Origin of the sequence: Streptomyces corynorhini (genome assembly GCF_003346515.1) — a bacterium.
In the GTDB taxonomy this organism is placed as follows: Bacteria; Actinomycetota; Actinomycetes; order Streptomycetales; family Streptomycetaceae; genus Streptomyces; species Streptomyces corynorhini.
In genome coordinates this window covers 1-14,274 of record NZ_QQNA01000167.1, presented here as the reverse complement: position 1 = coordinate 14,274, position 14,274 = coordinate 1, and the positions used below count along the sequence as shown (strand labels likewise).

Sequence of the window (14,274 nt, the reverse complement as noted above, 5' to 3'; positions counted from 1 at the left end):
CATCGCCCGCGACCTCGCCCACCGCCACCACGGCACCCTCACCCTCACCCCCCGAACCCCCGGAGCATGCTTCCGACTGCGCGTCCCCCGAGCCCCCGCGTGAGCGGGAACTCCGCCGCCCCGCGCACAGCGGACCGTGCCGGGGCCGTGCGTGGTCCGGGACCACCGCCCGCCCGGTCCGTGTGTGTCCGTGGCGGGGCTCTCGTCAGAGACCGCCGGTGAACAGCAGCCGGTTGGGGGTGCCTTGGCGCACGCCGGTCAGAACGTCCCTGGTGGCGAAGCGGGTGAGGAAGTCGGAGACGTCGGCGGGATCCGCGTCCGGATACCGCGCGGCATAAAGGGCGGCGACGCCGGTCACATGGGGCGCGGCCATGGAGGTGCCGCTGAGCGTGGTGCTGCCGCCGCCCAGTTTGGCGGACTCGATGGCCTGGCCGGGGGCGTGGAGGGTGACGCAGGGGCCCCAGTTGGAGAAGCCGCTCTGCTGGTCCTGCCGGTTGGACGCGGCGACGGTGACGATCCGGTCGGCGGAGGCGGGTGAAGCGGTACAGGCGTCGGTGGCGTCGTTGCCCGCGGAGACGACGGGCAGCACTCCCTGGTCGGAGAGGGCGGTGGCGGCGTCGTTGAGGGCCTTGGAGCGTTCCTCGCCGATGGAGGCGTTGAGGACGGCAGGACGGCGGGCGTGGTGGGCGACCCAGTCGAGACCGGCGATCGTCTGGGCCGTGTCGCCGTTGCCGGTGCAGTCCAGCACGCGCACGGCGACGAGGCCGGCCTGTGCGGCGACGCCATAGGTGCGGCCCGCGACGGTGCCGGCGACGTGGGTGCCGTGGCCGTGGCAGTCCATACCGCCGCCGGCGTCGCCGACGGCGTCGAAGCCCGGTTCGGCCCGGCCGCCGAACTCGGGGTGGCCGAAATCGATCCCGGTGTCGAGGATGTAGGCGGTCGTGCCCGCGCCGTGGCCGCGAGTGGTGAACTCACCGTCGAGGGGCAGAGTTTCCTGGTCGATACGGTCCAGGCCCCAGGTGACGGCGGGCGCTCGGCGGGCGCTGTCGGCCGGTCCGCCGGAGCGGGCGGCGCCGGGGACACTGACGGCGCCGGGGACGCTGACGGTACCGGGGGCACTGACAGCGCCGGGGACACTGACGGCGCTGTTCTCCTCGACGGCTTCGACGGCGGGGTTGGTCCGTACGGCGCGCAGCAGGAGCGGGTCGAGCACGGCGGCGAAGCCGTTCAGCGCGTCGGTGTAGGTGAACCTGGGGGTGATGCCGAGCGCCCGCAGGACCTCGCCGGGGGCGTGGCCGTCCTTGAGCGTGACGATGTACTGCCCGGGGACGGACCTGGCAGCATGCGCCACGGCCACGGCTGCCGGGGGCGGTTCGGCGGCGGGTGCCGCGTGTGCCGCAGGTGCGGTGGCGAGAGGCAGGACCATCAGCAGGGCGGCTGACGTGCCGCGAGGGCAGAGTCGCACGGGTGGCTCCGTTCAGTGGGATCAGCCGGGCCGGACGGCCCGGTGCGGGCGGGGCGATCACTCAGGCGCGGGGGCGATCGGCTGACGGCCCCGGAGCAGTCACACGCACCACGACCGTGTGATCTCTCGGGGCCGCCGTCCCGCCCAGGAGCGCGCTGTGATCGCGCCCCCGACCACGATCGGCCGACGACGGTCTCCGTCACCGACGGGCGCCTCACATCGCCTCGCCTCGCCTCATGTCAGCGCGTTTCGCAGACCTTCGGGGGTGTCCGGTCGATGCCGAGCAGCCTGAAGTAGTTCCGGCCGAGTGCGATGTCCCGGAACGCCTCGTCCCCCAGCGCCTTGTTGATACGGCTGGTGACCTCCAGCTCTTCCGCGTAGACGTGGTAGTCCTTGTCCGCCGCTGCCACGAAGTCGGTGCCGGGGATGGCCCTGGTCGGATAGCGGTCGAAGAAGGCGGCGTACTTCTGCCGTACCCCCGGCTTGCTGAAGTACTGGTCCTCCAGCACCCGCCAGCTGAGGTCCAGCGTCAATCGGGGGTAGCGGTCCAGGAGCCTCTTCATGATCCCGATGTGCTGGTCGGGACTCATCGTGGCGAGTTCCTTCGACAGCCCCATGTGCGCCCACACGATCTTGTTCTTCGGGTAGCGCCGGAGCGTCTCCTCCATCAGCGGGAGATACTTCGTCTGCTCGGCGTCGCTCCCGAGATCCGAGTGAATGGTGATCGGAATGGACCGGTCGCGCAGCACCTTCATGAACGGTGCCCAGTCCTTGATGTTCTCGCTCGTCGCGGGCTCGTGCCGGTTGGGGAAGAGCGCCTGCTTGACGAGGTTGACCTCTCCCGCCCACCGGAACGCCCCGGGGAACTCCTTGTCGTAGAGGTCGATCCCGCTCGGGATGGTCTCGGGGTGGTTCAGGTCCATGAAGGTCATGGAGAGGGCGAGTTCGGGATCCTCGGGCCTCTCCTCCAGGTAGCTCGCGGCGTTGACGAAGTCGTTCTTCATGCTCGGCGTCACGGGGACCCCGGGACAGTCGAGGTAGTAGGTGCACCCGGAATCCACCGGCAGTGTCTGCCCGATGCCGTACATGCTCGCGTAGTGGACACCGCTCTTGTGGAGGTAACCGGTGAGTTCCTCGAACGGGATCGCCTTGCCACCGAACGGGCGCGTGTGCAGGTGACTGTCGACGACCGAGGTGTAGGGCTCCCGGGCCCGGTCGAAACACGCGTCCAACGCCAGGACCGGCCCCGCCCCCGCCGGAGACGCGCCGATGGCCACCGCCGTCACCACAGCCCCCGCGACCGCGAAGCGCCTGCTGATCCGAAAAGTGCGATTGATGATAAACCTCCGCCGAATCCAGGTGAGTTGATCCCCGAGATTCTCGCGGCGCGGCATCCGACTGCCATGGAACCCGGCTACCGGAAGACACAAACCACCCGGATGGGCGAGTTCGGCGGCCTCACCCCCCACCAGCTTCCGGCACCGGCTGCCCGCCCCGCCCCGGAATTCGTCACCGATTCGCCCCTCGCCCGCGACGCCTTTACCCCTCGGCCTCCCTGCGCCCACGGTAACCGGCGCCCCGGAGCGCCAGTGCGAGTTCCCGTCGGTGGGCTGACGGGAACCCACGAGCGCGATCGGCTTCAGCAGACGGGAATTCCCGTCGCGATGCCTTCGAGCTTGTTACCGATGATCCACCTGTCGCGCTGCCCCGCCAGCTGATACCACGTGGCCCCCTCGGCGGTGGCCTTGCACCTCAGGCTGACCCTTTCCGTGTCGTAGACCAGGCCCCACTTATCGGCGTTGAGACTCGGCCCCTTGCGCACGTTGGCGTTGTCGGGCCCCTTGATCACTCCCGTGTAGTCGACTCGCGGCTCCATGGCCGTACGGTCCGCGCGGGAGGCGAGGTTCACCGGCTGCACCGCCGTCGCGACGCCCGTTCCCGCCAGGGCGAGAACGACGAGACCCACCACGGCTCCCACTCGACTGCGAATCGGACTCATGCTTCCTTCTTTCCGTGGCCGAGGAGACCCCCGTCAACCACTTGTGAAATCAACCCGGGAGGGAATTGCGGCGCCGTCGAATTGAGCATTCCACCGGAGCGGACGGATAACCTTGCGCGAATGGCGACTACACGCCACGAGAACAGCACGCTAGGTTTCACATATGAAATGACGCTCACATCACCGAAAGTCCCTACAGGGCCTACGAGGAAGGAGACTCGGAAACCTTCCATAAGGGTCTGCCTCTGATCCGGTGCGGATCGAGCGTGACGGTTCTCCCACGCCAGGAGTGTTCCGGACCAAGGCAGAAAAGGTGACCGACCACATCTTCGGAATCCTCGAACGCGACTGGAGCCACTGGCAGTACGAACGGGAGCAGCCGAGGGCCTGGCGTGCGTGGAGGTTGGCGGCGAAGACGCCGATCGGCAGAGCCAGACCGCGGCGGTCGGCGAGGAGGTGGATCTTCGTCCCCTTCCTGCCGCGGTCGGTCGGTTTCGGTCCCGTCGGATACCCCCCTTTGAGCACCCGGACGCTGACGGAGTCGACAGCGCACCGCGACCAGTCCGGCTCGCCCCGGGGGCCGAGTTCGTCCGAGGATCACGCGATTGTCGGCAAGTCCACCCTGTGCCGTGCGGTGTCCCGGTGGCTTACCAGCGTCGGTGCATCGGTCGATCACTTCGAGGAGGCCGACATACGACAACGAGAATGAAAGGATCATCCCGCGCGTGGGAGTGTTCCTCAGAGGTCGAAGCCGCTTCGACGAGGGCCTCGGGCAAGCGAAGGTGGGGTTCGCACACGCCCCGTTTCACCGGCGCATCTTCCAGGAGGCCCAGGCGAGACAGGCGAGGATCGCGGTGACCATCAGGTCGTTGACGCCGTTGATGGCGCCGGAGTCTTTGGAAGCGATACTGCCGATGGCGAGCGCCGCGAAGAGGATAGCCAAGCCGGTCCAGATTCGTGTCACGCCAACCCCCACTGCAGATCTGACAGCCACCGTACCGCCGACTTCCCCCGTCGTGGCGCGGCGGTTCGCTGTTCGGCACCGGCTGTCAGGGTCCGTGGGGAAACTCAAGGTGCGGCGGCAACGAAGCGGTGGAGACCGTTGCCGTCCGTCCCGCCTGCGGTCGGTACGGTGGCGGCCCGCGGCGCTCGCCGCATGCCCAGCCATGCCCCCACCGGGGCAACGCCGTGCCCACGCCGGGGCAACGGAACCCGAGGTATCCGTACATCCAGGCTGACCAGAGGCCAGGAGGCGGGAAGGCCGTCGCCATCCGGGTGACGGATGAACGTTCCCTCTCGGTGGGCTGTCGCGCCGGACACCGTGCGGCTGCCATAAAAGAACCCCCACTGCCCCCGGAGATTCACGGACCCGCCCCCACACCCAGTGGGCATGCCCCGTGTACGACACCTTGGTGAGGACCATGAAATCCACCGGCATTCTCGATTCCCTGCGCCACGCCCTCGGCATCCGCCGCGCGTCCGCACCGTCCGGGACCCGCCCGGTGGCGCTCGTCTACCGCGGGCCCACCCAGGAGGACATGGACTGCGCGGACACGGTGGTCGACCTGCTCGCCAACGGGCCCTGGGGGCTGGAGGTCCGTACCGCAGGGCCGAAGGGCGACCATCCGCTCTCCCCCGAAACACTGGCGACGGCCCAGTTGTACGCGCAACCCGGCGGCGGCGACCTGACGCCCGCCTACCGGCAGCTCAAGCCGCACAGAGAAGCGATCCGCGACTTCGTCCAGCGGGGCGGTCGCTACCTGGGATTCTGCCTCGGCGGATACCTCGCCGGCCAGGACGAAGGCTTCGGCCTGCTGTCCGGCGACGTCGACCAGTACATCACCACGGACGGAGCCACGGTCACCACCGAGGACAACACCCTGGTCGAAGTCGAGTGGCGCGGGCACCCACGCACGCTCTTCTTCCAGGACGGTGCCTACTTCACCCCCGGCCCCGGCCCGGACACGACGGTCATCGCCACGTACCCGAACGGCCTGACCGCCGCACTCGTCACCTCCTACGGCACAGGCCGCGTCGCCGTCGTCGGACCCCACCCGGAAGCCACCGCCGACTGGTTCGAAGGCCCCCCACTGCCCTTCCAGGACACCCACGACCTGGCACTGGACTTCGTCAGCACCGTACTGAACGGCTGAGCACAACGTCCCACCCCGCTCCACCACTTCGGGACAGAGAGGCCGACGGAGTGGCGAAAGCGACGGCACACGCCGAGGCCGACGGCGTCACGACGGTCCGGCGTGGGCCTCCGTCCGAACCGGCGCGCCCCGAGCAGGCGGTCACGACACGTCGCAGCGGTGCCACGCAAGGAGACGTACATGAGTGGGCCGGACACGGCACTCGGCGCGCGGCGGGGCGCGGTAGACGAGTCTCCCGGCAAACGCTCACGGTGCTCACGGCGCTCACCGGCCCGGACGCGGCCCCCTTCGCCCTGGTCACGACGAATGCTCCGCCCTTGCCCCATCCCGGCGGCCATGGCGGTCCGTGATCCTCGACCAGGTCGCGGAGACGTCTCGCCACCTCTCCCTCATCAAAGGCCCCGGGCCGCGAACGCCCCGCCCGGAAGCCGCCGACTCGCCAGGCGGCGTCGCCCTGCTTCAGGATGGACTTCCTGTTCCGTCATGATTGCGCGCCTCGGTGATGCAGTGGTGCAACCGGTTCCGCACGTCCCGCAGGTCCGTCATCTGCCGGTCGAGGCGGTCGAGTTCGGCCGCGAGCAGCTCCAGCAGCTCCTGTGACGCCTCACCGGAGTCGGCGAAGGGCAGCACCTCGCGGATGGTTCTGCTCGGCAAGCCCACGGAGTAGAGCTGCTGGATCAGCACGACCCGTTCGACGGCACCGGCCGGATACTGGCGCTGGCCACCCGGATTCCGGGTGGAGTACAGCAAGTCCTGCTGCTCGTAGTAGCGCAGCGCCCTGACACTGACGCCCGCCTTCGCGGCTACCTCTCCGATCCGCATCCCGACCTCCTGACGTGACTCCGCGTCTCGCTTGCACCTGACGTTGGCGTCAGGTTTTAGCGTAGTGGACACGACGCAAACCATCCCGCGCGAATCCTGGAGCAGGCATGTGACCAGCCTATCTCCCACTCATTTTTCAGTAACCCAGGGGAAATCAGCAATGTTCATCAGGAGCACGTCCGTGATCGCCGAGAACGCAGCGTGGTCGGCATGACCAACATCAACAAAACCGTCGTCGTCCTGGGCGCCACGGGGCAGCAGGGAGGCTCGGTCGCCGCTGCGCTGCGGGCCGACGGCTGGGGGGTGCGCGCGGTCGTGCGCGATCCGTCCGGTCACCGGGCCCGTTCCCTCTCCGCCTCCGGCGTCGAAACTGTCCGCGGTGACCTCGGGGATCCTGAGTCGCTCCGGGCGGCCTTCTCCGGCGCCCACGGTGTCTTCAGTGTCCAACCGAATTCCGGCCAGGTCGGCGCCGACGTGACCAATGAGGACGAGGTCCACTTCGGCACAGCGGTGGCGGACATCGCCGAGCGCTGCGGCGTCGCCCACCTCGTCTACAGTTCGGCGGTCACCGCGGGCTCGACAACGGGCGTCGACCATCTCGACACCAAGAACCGTATCGAGGCCCATCTTCGGAATCTGGACATCGCCGACACCATCATTCGACCCGCCACGTTCATGGAACTCCTGGTGACCCCCGAAATGGGTCTCGACCGGGGTGGACACCTGTCATTCCTGATGCGCCCCGACCAGGCCATGCAGTTCATCGCGGTACGCGACATCGGCCGCATCGTCGCCACGGTCTTCGGCTCACCCGATCGCTACGTCGGCCGCGTTATGGAGATTGCCGGTGACACTCTCACCGGCAAGGCCCTGGCCGAGCATCTGACCCGGGCCGCCGGCCGGTCGATCAGCTACAGCCGCCTGCCGACGACCCTGCCGGGACAGGGCGAGGTCCTCAGCAAGTTGGAAGCACTCGTCGACGACGGCAGGCTGGCGGGAAACGCGAACCTTGACGCGTTGCGCACGGAATTCCCCTTCCTGCTGCGCTTCGACCGCTGGCTGGCCGGCCCTGGTGCGGGCCTCCTCGATGAGGCGCTCTGCTCCACGGACAACACGGACATCGCTCCGCGCTGAACGAGGCCCTGAGCGTTTTCCGACCTGGCCGGGCAGGCGGTGGTTGGGCGGAAGGCGGTGTCCGGACGTGCGGAAGCTCCTGGTGGACGGGTTCACGACCAAGATCGCCTGTCCCACCGGGAGCTTCCGCCTGCTTGTCCACCCGTCCGGCATCGATGTGTCCACCCCGACTGCGCTACCTACCGGCCCCTCTGCGGGCGCGCCGCCAGGAACGCGGAACACGGTGGCGTCGTCTGAGCGTGGGCCGCCAGGCCCTGGTCGCTCCCGCCCACCTGCGGTGCCGCCCCGCCCCGCCCACGCCCAGCTCGCTGCCGTTTTCGGGGTGGGCACCACCACGACCCACCGGTGCATCGCCGAGGCTGTTGAGGTCCTGGCCGCCCTCGCCCGTGAGCCCCGGATTCCGCCGGTGCGAGCCGACTCCGCGCCTGCGGAGGCAGGGCTTCCGCTTGTCTCCAGGAGTCAGGGGGAAGCACTCCGACCTGCAGGAATGTCACCGAGTCGGGGTGCTGTCCGTGGTGCCCCCGGCCGAACTCGCCGCCGCCGTCCGCGGCCACTGGAGCATCGAAGCCTGCACCACATCAGAGACGTGACCTACGCCGAGGAGGCCTCCACCCTCCCCACCGGCACCGGACCCCGCGCCATGGCCACCTTCCACAACCTCGCCATCGGCCTGCTCAAAACCCTCGGAGCCACCAACATCGCCAAGACCACCCGGACAATCCGAGACCAGCCCGAACGAGCCCTCCCACTCCTGAGCATCCTCCTGAGCATCATCAACAACCCCGACCCTCAGGGAACTTGATCAAGCCCTGCTGATCCGGAGGGCCGTTGACCGCGCAGGTTGCTGTTTCGCGGAATTGTTTGGGTGAGGAACCGACCACGCGGCGGAATGCGGTGCTGAACGCGCTTTCGGATTTGTAGCCGATCGTGAACGCGAGTTCGGAGATCGTTCGCGTGCCGCGGCTCAGGGCGTCGCGGGCGAGGCTCATTCTCCACTGGATCAGATAGTCCAGCGGGGTGGTTCCGACCCGGCTCTTGAAGGATGAGGCGAACGCGGAACGTGACATGTGGCTGACAGCGGCCAGCTCTTTGAGTGTCCAGGGGTGTGCCGCGTCGGTGTGCATGGCGCGAAGTGCGGCACCGATACCGTCGTCGTTGAGCGCTCCCAGCCAGCCGGTGGGCTGATCGGCCTGTTCGGCGTGGGCGCGCAGCATGTGGACGAACAGGACCTGTGCGAGGTGGTTCAGGACGAGAGAGCTGCCGGCGGCGACGGTCCTGGTCTCGGAGACCAGAAGCTCGCTGAGGTGTGCCAGGAGCTTGCCGCGGGGATCTGCGGCACGGACAAGCACGACCAGCGGTAGGACTTGGGTCAGGGCTGGGGTGTTCGTGTCCTCGAACGAGAAGTGCCCGCCGCAGAGGTACGTGTCTTCCTCAGCCTCCGGGCCGATGCGCACCACACCGTCCCTGGCGCTTCCCCACACCGGCTTCGCGGGGCGCGACGGTGCGGTGAGTGTGCTGCCCAGGATATAGGGCGGGGGGTTGCCCAGCAGGTAGAAGTCGCCCTCTTCCAGCAGTACGGGCTTGTGCCCGTCAAGGGTCAGCCAGCACGTGCCGCGCGCGACGACGCCAAGCTTGACATCCGAGGGCTGGTCGAAGCGCAGCGCCCAGGGGCCCGCCGCGTGGAGACCGGGGTCGATGACGGTGCGAGGGCGCAGAAGACCGATGGCGTCGGTGATCGGATCGCCGGAGCCGAGCATGCGCTCCTCCTTTCTGGACGATACGTAAATAAATCAAGACTGTATGTGATGCACCGTACCGGGGTGTTCCTGAAGTATGGCTAGCGAAGCAGGTCAACACAGAGGGCTATGGAGGAACTCGCATGGGACAGCTTGAGGGCAGTACGGCTGTGGTCACCGGCGGCAGCACCGGAATCGGTCTGGCCACCGCCGCACGTCTGGCAGACGAGGGCGCGCACGTGTTCATCACAGGTCGGCGCAAGACCGAGTTGGATGCCGCCATCGAGACCATCGGAACATCCAGGGCCACCGCGGTGGTCGGCGACATCTCCGAGGCAGCCGACCTGGACCGGCTCTACGACGCGGTCCGCGCCCGGGGACAGGGACTGGACGTGCTCGTCGCGAACGCGGCGGTCGGTGCGTTCGGCACGCTGGAGCAGACCACCGAAGACCACTTCGACCAGACCTTCGGAGTCAATGTCCGGGGCACTCTGTTCACCGTGCAGAAGGCGCTCCCGCTGCTCAATGACGGCGCCTCGGTCATCCTGATCTCCTCCACAGCCGCCGACAACGGCATGGAGGCGTTCGGTGCGTACGCGGCGTCCAAGGCCGCCGTTCGGTCATTCGCGCGGACATGGTCCAACGAACTCAAGGGCCGGGGCATCAGGGTCAACGCGGTGTCGCCGGGCGGGGTCGAGACTCCCGGACTCGCCAATATTCTCGGTGGCGAGGAGACACTGTCCGCCGTCAAGGAGAATGTCGCCGCGACCGTGGCCAAGGGCCGCATAGGGCGTCCTGAGGAGGTCGCCGCCGCCGTGGCGTTCCTCGCTTCCGGACAGAGCAGCTACATCGTCGGCGCGAACATTTACGTCGACGGCGGGCAGAACCAGATCTGAGAAATTGATTTCGATCCTGAGTCGTTTGACCACCCCGGCATTCCTTGCTGATCGGCGAGAAACACCAAGCCGCTGAGCTGGTCGAACAGTACAAACGGCGCCCGTTCGTGAACGCCGAGCTGTGGGCTGGGAAGATCGGCCGCGTGTTGGACGGGCATCCGGAAGGGATCAGCGCGCAGGCTCTGGCAGAGGAGTCCGGTCTCGATCCGGCTCAGATCGAGCGGGGTGTGCTGTGGCAGAACCTCGGTGCTCTGCGCTGGCACCAGCGGTTCGGGAAGGGCGAGGGGGCAGGGCCGGACGGCTGATCATGCCGTCCGTGCGACCGGCGTCGTGGTGTGGCCGGGTGGGGCGCCTCCGGGTGATTCGCCTGGTCACGAGAGTGATGTCGGCCCAGGTGATGAGTGTTTCGGAGTGCTGGACGAGGCGTTCGTAGTCCCGCGCGTGCCGGCGGGCGTTCATGATCCAGGTGTGGATGCGTTCGACGACCCAGCGGCGGGGCAGCACGATGAACCCGGAGGTGTCCTTGGGGCGGCTGACGGTCTTGATCGTGAGGTTGAGGTGCCGTTCTGCCCAGGTCACGAGCTTGCCCGCGTAGGCGGAGTCGGCCCAGACGATGGTGATTTCCGGGTGCATGAGGCGCAGGCGGAAAAGAACTTCTCTGGCCCCGTCGCGGTCGCTGAGCGAGGCGGGGGTGACCATGACCAGCAGCGGCAGGCCGCGGGTGTCGACCACCAGGTGCCGCTTGCGGCCGTTGATTTTCTTGGCCTTATCCCGGCACCGGGATAAGGCCGATTATCTGGTCGCGTCGGTTATGGCGGGTCGGGGTGGCTATGGCTGGCTGACGTTGGCGGATTCGGAACAGGGATGTCATAACGGCGGTTCTGCGCGGTCTCCTGCGTAGAGGTTCTCGAAGGCAGCCCCGGAGTCTCCATCCTCCGCGCCGCCTCCATAACCATCCTCTGCGATGGGCGAGGACTCTGCCCGAACCGATCACCGAACGCCTCCGGCCCCGGCTCGGCCAAACGGCCCCACCCACCACGCAGGCCAAGCGCCTCCCCGGCCGATCCGGCGCGCACCCGGGCGGCCAGGACGACGCCGCCAACGCGGCGGTGAAGTGGATACGGGACCACTGCGCGGCGAACGATCTGGAACTGGTCCGGGTGGAGAACTTCAACGACCGCTACCCGGAGGAGCAGCGGACGGACTTCTCCCTCACGCGCTTCACGATCGCCCGATCCGAGTCCCCGAGCGTGGACGGCTGGGCTCTGCCGACAGGTCTGCCGCCCGCAGCATCCCGTGCCTCCCGCAGGGCTCCGAACCGGGGCCGGAAGGCGGCGTGAGGGCGCTATCCGTCCACTGATTCGTCCCCGCGTCCACTGCGTGTCCACTGGATCTTGGTCTGAACGAATGAACGGGCGGCACCACTCTGGAGTGGTGCCGCCCGTTCTCACGTTTCCGCAGGTAGAAACGGTTCTCCTGGGAGAACTCCGCGTGGGGCGGGTGGGACTCGAACCCACGGCCGACGGATTATGAGTCCGCTGCTCTAACCGGCTGAGCTACCGCCCCCAACGGCGCGTCGCGCACATCTGTGCGCGCCGTCTGCCGCAGCATAGCCGGTCATACGATCTCCTGCCTCGGATGGTCGGCTTCACTTGACCTTGAGGACTTCGTCGCACGTCGGCCGGTTCCGCCCCTCGCCAAGTACATCCGTACGAGGGACCGGTGCGGGGTCCGGAGCAGGGGGCAGGGGCGGGTTCTGGCGGCTGGTGGGGGCACGAAAAAGGACCCCGAAGGGTCCTTCCCGTCTTTCTCGCTCCCCCGGCTGGACTCGAACCAGCAACCCTCCGGTTAACAGCCGAATGCTCTGCCAATTGAGCTACAGGGGATCGCGCTCCCCCGACTGGACTCGAACCAGTAACCTGCCGGTTAACAGCCGGCTGCTCTGCCAATTGAGCTACAGGGGATTGCTGCGTTTGCACCGAACGTACCCTTCCCGGACCTCCCGGGCGGCGCGCGTTCGCTGCGACACATACATTAGCGCAAGCAGGGGGGTGCTCCGCCAATCGGTATCGAGCCGGGTCGCCTCGGGTGATCCCGGGCCCGGACGGGGTAGGCGGGGGATCACAGAACGACCGGTCCGACGCTGACGCTGGGACCTGGGGACTCCGACGTACAGAGAGATTGGGTGGCAGCCATGCGGTACCGGCTCACGTTCATCGCTGGACTGGCCTGTGGATACGTTCTCGGCACGCGCGCCGGGCGCGAGCGCTATGAACAGCTGAAGAAATCGGCGCGCCAGGTCTCGCAGAATCCGGCGGTGCGCAACGCCGCCGAGGCCGCCGCGCAGACCGGCCGGGAGCTGGCCGGCAAGGCGTACCACTCGGTGAACGACGTGGTCGGTGACCGGCTCGGGGACAAGCTCCCCGACTCCGTCGCGCACCGCGTGCGGTCGCTGCGGGAGCGCAGCCAGAACGGGCAGGACGACTGGGGCACCAGCAACACCTGACCGGGGTCCGGCCCGTACCGGCGGGTCCCGGGAGCGCCCGACGGGCCGCGCGTGCGGCAGAATCGGGTGTCATGGGAATAGTCGCCGGGTTGGACAGTTCGTCCGGATTCACACGCGTCGTCGTCTGTGACTCCGACACAGGTGCCGTGCTGCGCCAGGGGTACGCGCCGCATCCGGTCGAGCCCAAAGCCACGGAGGTCGATCCGCAGGCCTGGCTGCTCTCCCTCGGCGAGGCCGCTTCCGGCGGGCTGCTGGAGGGGGTCGAGGCCATCGGCGTGTCGGCGGAGCAGCACGGCATGATCGCGCTGGACCGGCAGGGCAACCTCGTGCGGCCCGCGCTGCTCGGCAACGACAAGCGCGCGCAGGTCGCCGCCGCCGACCTGGTGGACTCGCTGGGCGGGCGGCAGGCGTGGGCCGAGGCCGTCGGTTCCGTACCGCAGTCGGGCCAGATCGTCTCGAAGCTGCGCTGGATGGCGCGGACCGAGCCGGAGGCCGCGCAGCGCACGGCGCTGGTGATGCAGCCGCACGACTGGCTGGTCTGGCAGCTGCTGGGAAGACCGGCCCGCCGGACGACGGACCGGGGCGCCGCGTCCGGCACCGGCTACTGGTCGGCCAGGACCGGCGCCTACCGGCCCGACCTGGTGGAGCTGGCGCTCGGGCACCAGGCAGCGCTGCCGGACGTGCTCGGCCCTGCGGAAGCCGCCGGTACCACCCCCGAGGGGCTGCTGATCTCGGTGGGGACGGGCGAGACCATGGCCGCCGCCCTCGGGCTCGGCGTCGCGGCCGGGGATGCCGTGGTGTCGCTGGGGGCCTCGGGGTCGGTGATGGCCGTGCACCACGAGGCGGCGGCCGACCCGTCCGGGCTGATCACCTCCTTCGCCGACGCCACCGGGATGCATCTGCCGGTCGTCCACACGCTGAACGCGGTCCGGGCCCTGCGCGGTACGGCGGAGCTGCTCGGTACGGCGGACCTGGGCGAACTGTCCGCGCTGGCGCGCAAGTCGACGCCCGGCTCCTCGGGGCTGGTGTTCCTGCCGTATCTGGAGGGCGAGCGCACCCCGCAGCTGCCGCACACGGCCGGCACGCTGACCGGGCTGCGGCGCGAGTCGATGAAGCCGGAGCATCTGGCGCGGGCCGCGTTCGAGGGGATGCTCTGCTCCCTCGCCGACGCGATGGACGTGCTGCGCGGGCGCGGGGTGGAGGTGCGCCGGGTGTTCCTGCTGGGTGCCGCCGCCGAGCTGCCCGCCGTACAGGCCGTGGCCCCGGCGATCTTCGGCGCGCAGGTCGTCGTACCGCAGCCCGCCGACTACGCGGCGATCGGCGCGGCACGGCAGGCGGCGTGGGCGCTCGGGGTCGCGCGGGGGACGCTGGGTCCGCACACCCCGCCGGTCTGGCAGGGCGCCGCCGCGCAGGTCTTCGAGCCGGGCGAGGACGCCGCGGTGGGGACGGCGGTACGCCAGCAGTACACGGCGACGCGGGAGCAGGTCCACCCCGGGGCGTTCGGTCCCACGGGCTGAGGAGGACAGCTGAGGAGGACAGTAGGCGGGGCGGCAGGCGGGGCGG

The 14,274-nt window shown here is 68.8% G+C and carries 14 protein-coding genes, 3 tRNA genes and 3 pseudogenes; 9 read left to right on the top strand and 11 right to left on the bottom strand.

Annotated elements, in window-relative coordinates; genetic code table 11:
• Positions 1–103: ATP-binding protein (locus DVH02_RS36275; protein ID WP_147286097.1), on the top strand; the 103-nt coding region annotated here is incomplete at its 5' end.
• A 102-nt stretch (positions 104–205) separates the two neighbouring features.
• Here DVH02_RS36275 and DVH02_RS20915 read toward each other — a convergent pair.
• The 5 genes and pseudogenes from DVH02_RS20915 to DVH02_RS35235 all read right to left on the bottom strand — a co-directional run bounded on the left by DVH02_RS20915 (position 206) and on the right by DVH02_RS35235 (position 4,407).
• The gene (locus DVH02_RS20915; RefSeq protein WP_199566359.1) at positions 206–1,465 is read right to left on the bottom strand and encodes a S8 family peptidase; all 1,260 of its coding nucleotides are present in this window, start codon (positions 1,463–1,465) and stop codon (positions 206–208) included.
• Between the two features lie 239 nt (positions 1,466–1,704).
• The gene (locus DVH02_RS20910; protein ID WP_233518352.1) at positions 1,705–2,742 is read right to left on the bottom strand and encodes an amidohydrolase family protein; all 1,038 of its coding nucleotides are present in this window, start codon (positions 2,740–2,742) and stop codon (positions 1,705–1,707) included.
• Between the two features lie 362 nt (positions 2,743–3,104).
• Positions 3,105–3,464 (bottom strand): hypothetical protein, encoded by a 360-nt coding sequence (locus DVH02_RS20905; protein ID WP_147286096.1) that lies wholly within the window; start codon positions 3,462–3,464, stop codon positions 3,105–3,107.
• 381 nt (positions 3,465–3,845) lie between these two features.
• Positions 3,846–4,055: pseudogene (locus tag DVH02_RS37165) on the bottom strand (IS5/IS1182 family transposase); the annotation flags it as partial.
• 214 nt (positions 4,056–4,269) lie between these two features.
• On the bottom strand, positions 4,270–4,407 hold the full coding sequence (locus DVH02_RS35235) for a hypothetical protein (RefSeq protein ID WP_158575921.1): 138 nt from the start codon (positions 4,405–4,407) through the stop codon (positions 4,270–4,272).
• A gap of 478 nt (positions 4,408–4,885) precedes the next feature.
• Here DVH02_RS35235 and DVH02_RS20890 point away from each other — a divergent pair, with 478 nt between their 5' ends.
• Positions 4,886–5,617, top strand: coding sequence for a BPL-N domain-containing protein (locus DVH02_RS20890; protein WP_114625361.1), 732 nt, complete (start codon positions 4,886–4,888; stop codon positions 5,615–5,617).
• A gap of 459 nt (positions 5,618–6,076) precedes the next feature.
• Here DVH02_RS20890 and DVH02_RS20885 read toward each other — a convergent pair whose 3' ends face one another.
• Positions 6,077–6,439, bottom strand: a complete 363-nt coding sequence (locus tag DVH02_RS20885; RefSeq protein ID WP_114625356.1) for a MerR family transcriptional regulator — start codon at positions 6,437–6,439, stop codon at positions 6,077–6,079.
• A 210-nt stretch (positions 6,440–6,649) separates the two neighbouring features.
• On the opposite strand from DVH02_RS20885, the gene DVH02_RS20880 reads away from it, so the two are divergent.
• From DVH02_RS20880 to DVH02_RS20870, 3 genes and pseudogenes are all read left to right on the top strand, one after another.
• The gene (locus DVH02_RS20880; RefSeq protein WP_114625360.1) at positions 6,650–7,573 is read left to right on the top strand and encodes an NmrA/HSCARG family protein; all 924 of its coding nucleotides are present in this window, start codon (positions 6,650–6,652) and stop codon (positions 7,571–7,573) included.
• A 130-nt stretch (positions 7,574–7,703) separates the two neighbouring features.
• Positions 7,704–7,958: pseudogene (locus tag DVH02_RS20875) on the top strand (IS5/IS1182 family transposase); the annotation flags it as partial.
• Positions 7,959–8,159: 201 nt separating this feature from the next.
• A complete protein-coding gene (locus DVH02_RS20870) occupies positions 8,160–8,375 on the top strand; it encodes a hypothetical protein (protein ID WP_325051390.1) in 216 nt (71 codons plus the stop codon).
• Here DVH02_RS20870 and DVH02_RS20865 read toward each other — a convergent pair.
• Positions 8,347–9,330, bottom strand: a complete 984-nt coding sequence (locus DVH02_RS20865) for an AraC family transcriptional regulator (RefSeq protein ID WP_114625355.1) — start codon at positions 9,328–9,330, stop codon at positions 8,347–8,349. The genes DVH02_RS20870 and DVH02_RS20865 overlap by 29 nt on opposite strands.
• 122 nt (positions 9,331–9,452) lie before the next feature.
• Here DVH02_RS20865 and DVH02_RS20860 point away from each other — a divergent pair, with 122 nt between their 5' ends.
• Entirely contained in the window at positions 9,453–10,205 is a 753-nt protein-coding gene (locus DVH02_RS20860) for an SDR family NAD(P)-dependent oxidoreductase (RefSeq protein WP_114625354.1), read from the top strand.
• Positions 10,206–10,373: 168 nt separating this feature from the next.
• On the opposite strand, the pseudogene DVH02_RS20855 reads toward DVH02_RS20860, so the two are convergent.
• Positions 10,374–10,988 (bottom strand): annotated as a pseudogene (locus tag DVH02_RS20855) (transposase); the annotation flags it as partial.
• 326 nt (positions 10,989–11,314) lie between these two features.
• Here DVH02_RS20855 and DVH02_RS20845 point away from each other — a divergent pair.
• A complete protein-coding gene (locus DVH02_RS20845) occupies positions 11,315–11,545 on the top strand; it encodes a hypothetical protein (RefSeq protein ID WP_147286095.1) in 231 nt (76 codons plus the stop codon).
• 152 nt (positions 11,546–11,697) lie between these two features.
• Here the strand turns inward: DVH02_RS20845 and DVH02_RS20840 are convergent.
• The 3 genes from DVH02_RS20840 to DVH02_RS20830 all read right to left on the bottom strand — a co-directional run bounded on the left by DVH02_RS20840 (position 11,698) and on the right by DVH02_RS20830 (position 12,169).
• Positions 11,698–11,771 (bottom strand) — tRNA-Ile (locus DVH02_RS20840).
• 247 nt (positions 11,772–12,018) lie between these two features.
• Positions 12,019–12,091, bottom strand: a tRNA-Asn gene (locus tag DVH02_RS20835).
• Positions 12,092–12,096: 5 nt separating this feature from the next.
• Positions 12,097–12,169: transfer RNA gene (locus DVH02_RS20830), tRNA-Asn, on the bottom strand.
• 230 nt (positions 12,170–12,399) lie between these two features.
• Here DVH02_RS20830 and DVH02_RS20825 point away from each other — a divergent pair.
• Both DVH02_RS20825 and DVH02_RS20820 read left to right on the top strand, forming a co-directional pair.
• Positions 12,400–12,711 (top strand): YtxH domain-containing protein, encoded by a 312-nt coding sequence (locus tag DVH02_RS20825; RefSeq protein WP_114625351.1) that lies wholly within the window; start codon positions 12,400–12,402, stop codon positions 12,709–12,711.
• Between the two features lie 71 nt (positions 12,712–12,782).
• Positions 12,783–14,228, top strand: coding sequence for an FGGY family carbohydrate kinase (locus tag DVH02_RS20820; protein ID WP_114625350.1), 1,446 nt, complete (start codon positions 12,783–12,785; stop codon positions 14,226–14,228).
• Positions 14,229–14,274: the final 46 nt, after the last annotated feature.

What these genes read in the sequence shown, in the direction of transcription:
- DVH02_RS20905 (WP_147286096.1), bottom strand. Translation starts at nt 3,464, where the DNA reads ATGAGTCCGATTCGCAGTCGAGTGGGAGCCGTGGTGGGTCTCGTCGTT.
- DVH02_RS20865 (WP_114625355.1), bottom strand. Translation starts at nt 9,330, where the DNA reads ATGCTCGGCTCCGGCGATCCGATCACCGACGCCATCGGTCTTCTGCGC.
- DVH02_RS20885 (WP_114625356.1), bottom strand. Translation starts at nt 6,439, where the DNA reads ATGCGGATCGGAGAGGTAGCCGCGAAGGCGGGCGTCAGTGTCAGGGCG.
- DVH02_RS20820 (WP_114625350.1), top strand. Translation starts at nt 12,783, where the DNA reads ATGGGAATAGTCGCCGGGTTGGACAGTTCGTCCGGATTCACACGCGTC.
- DVH02_RS20825 (WP_114625351.1), top strand. Translation starts at nt 12,400, where the DNA reads ATGCGGTACCGGCTCACGTTCATCGCTGGACTGGCCTGTGGATACGTT.
- DVH02_RS20890 (WP_114625361.1), top strand. Translation starts at nt 4,886, where the DNA reads ATGAAATCCACCGGCATTCTCGATTCCCTGCGCCACGCCCTCGGCATC.
- DVH02_RS20880 (WP_114625360.1), top strand. Translation starts at nt 6,650, where the DNA reads ATGACCAACATCAACAAAACCGTCGTCGTCCTGGGCGCCACGGGGCAG.
- DVH02_RS20860 (WP_114625354.1), top strand. Translation starts at nt 9,453, where the DNA reads ATGGGACAGCTTGAGGGCAGTACGGCTGTGGTCACCGGCGGCAGCACC.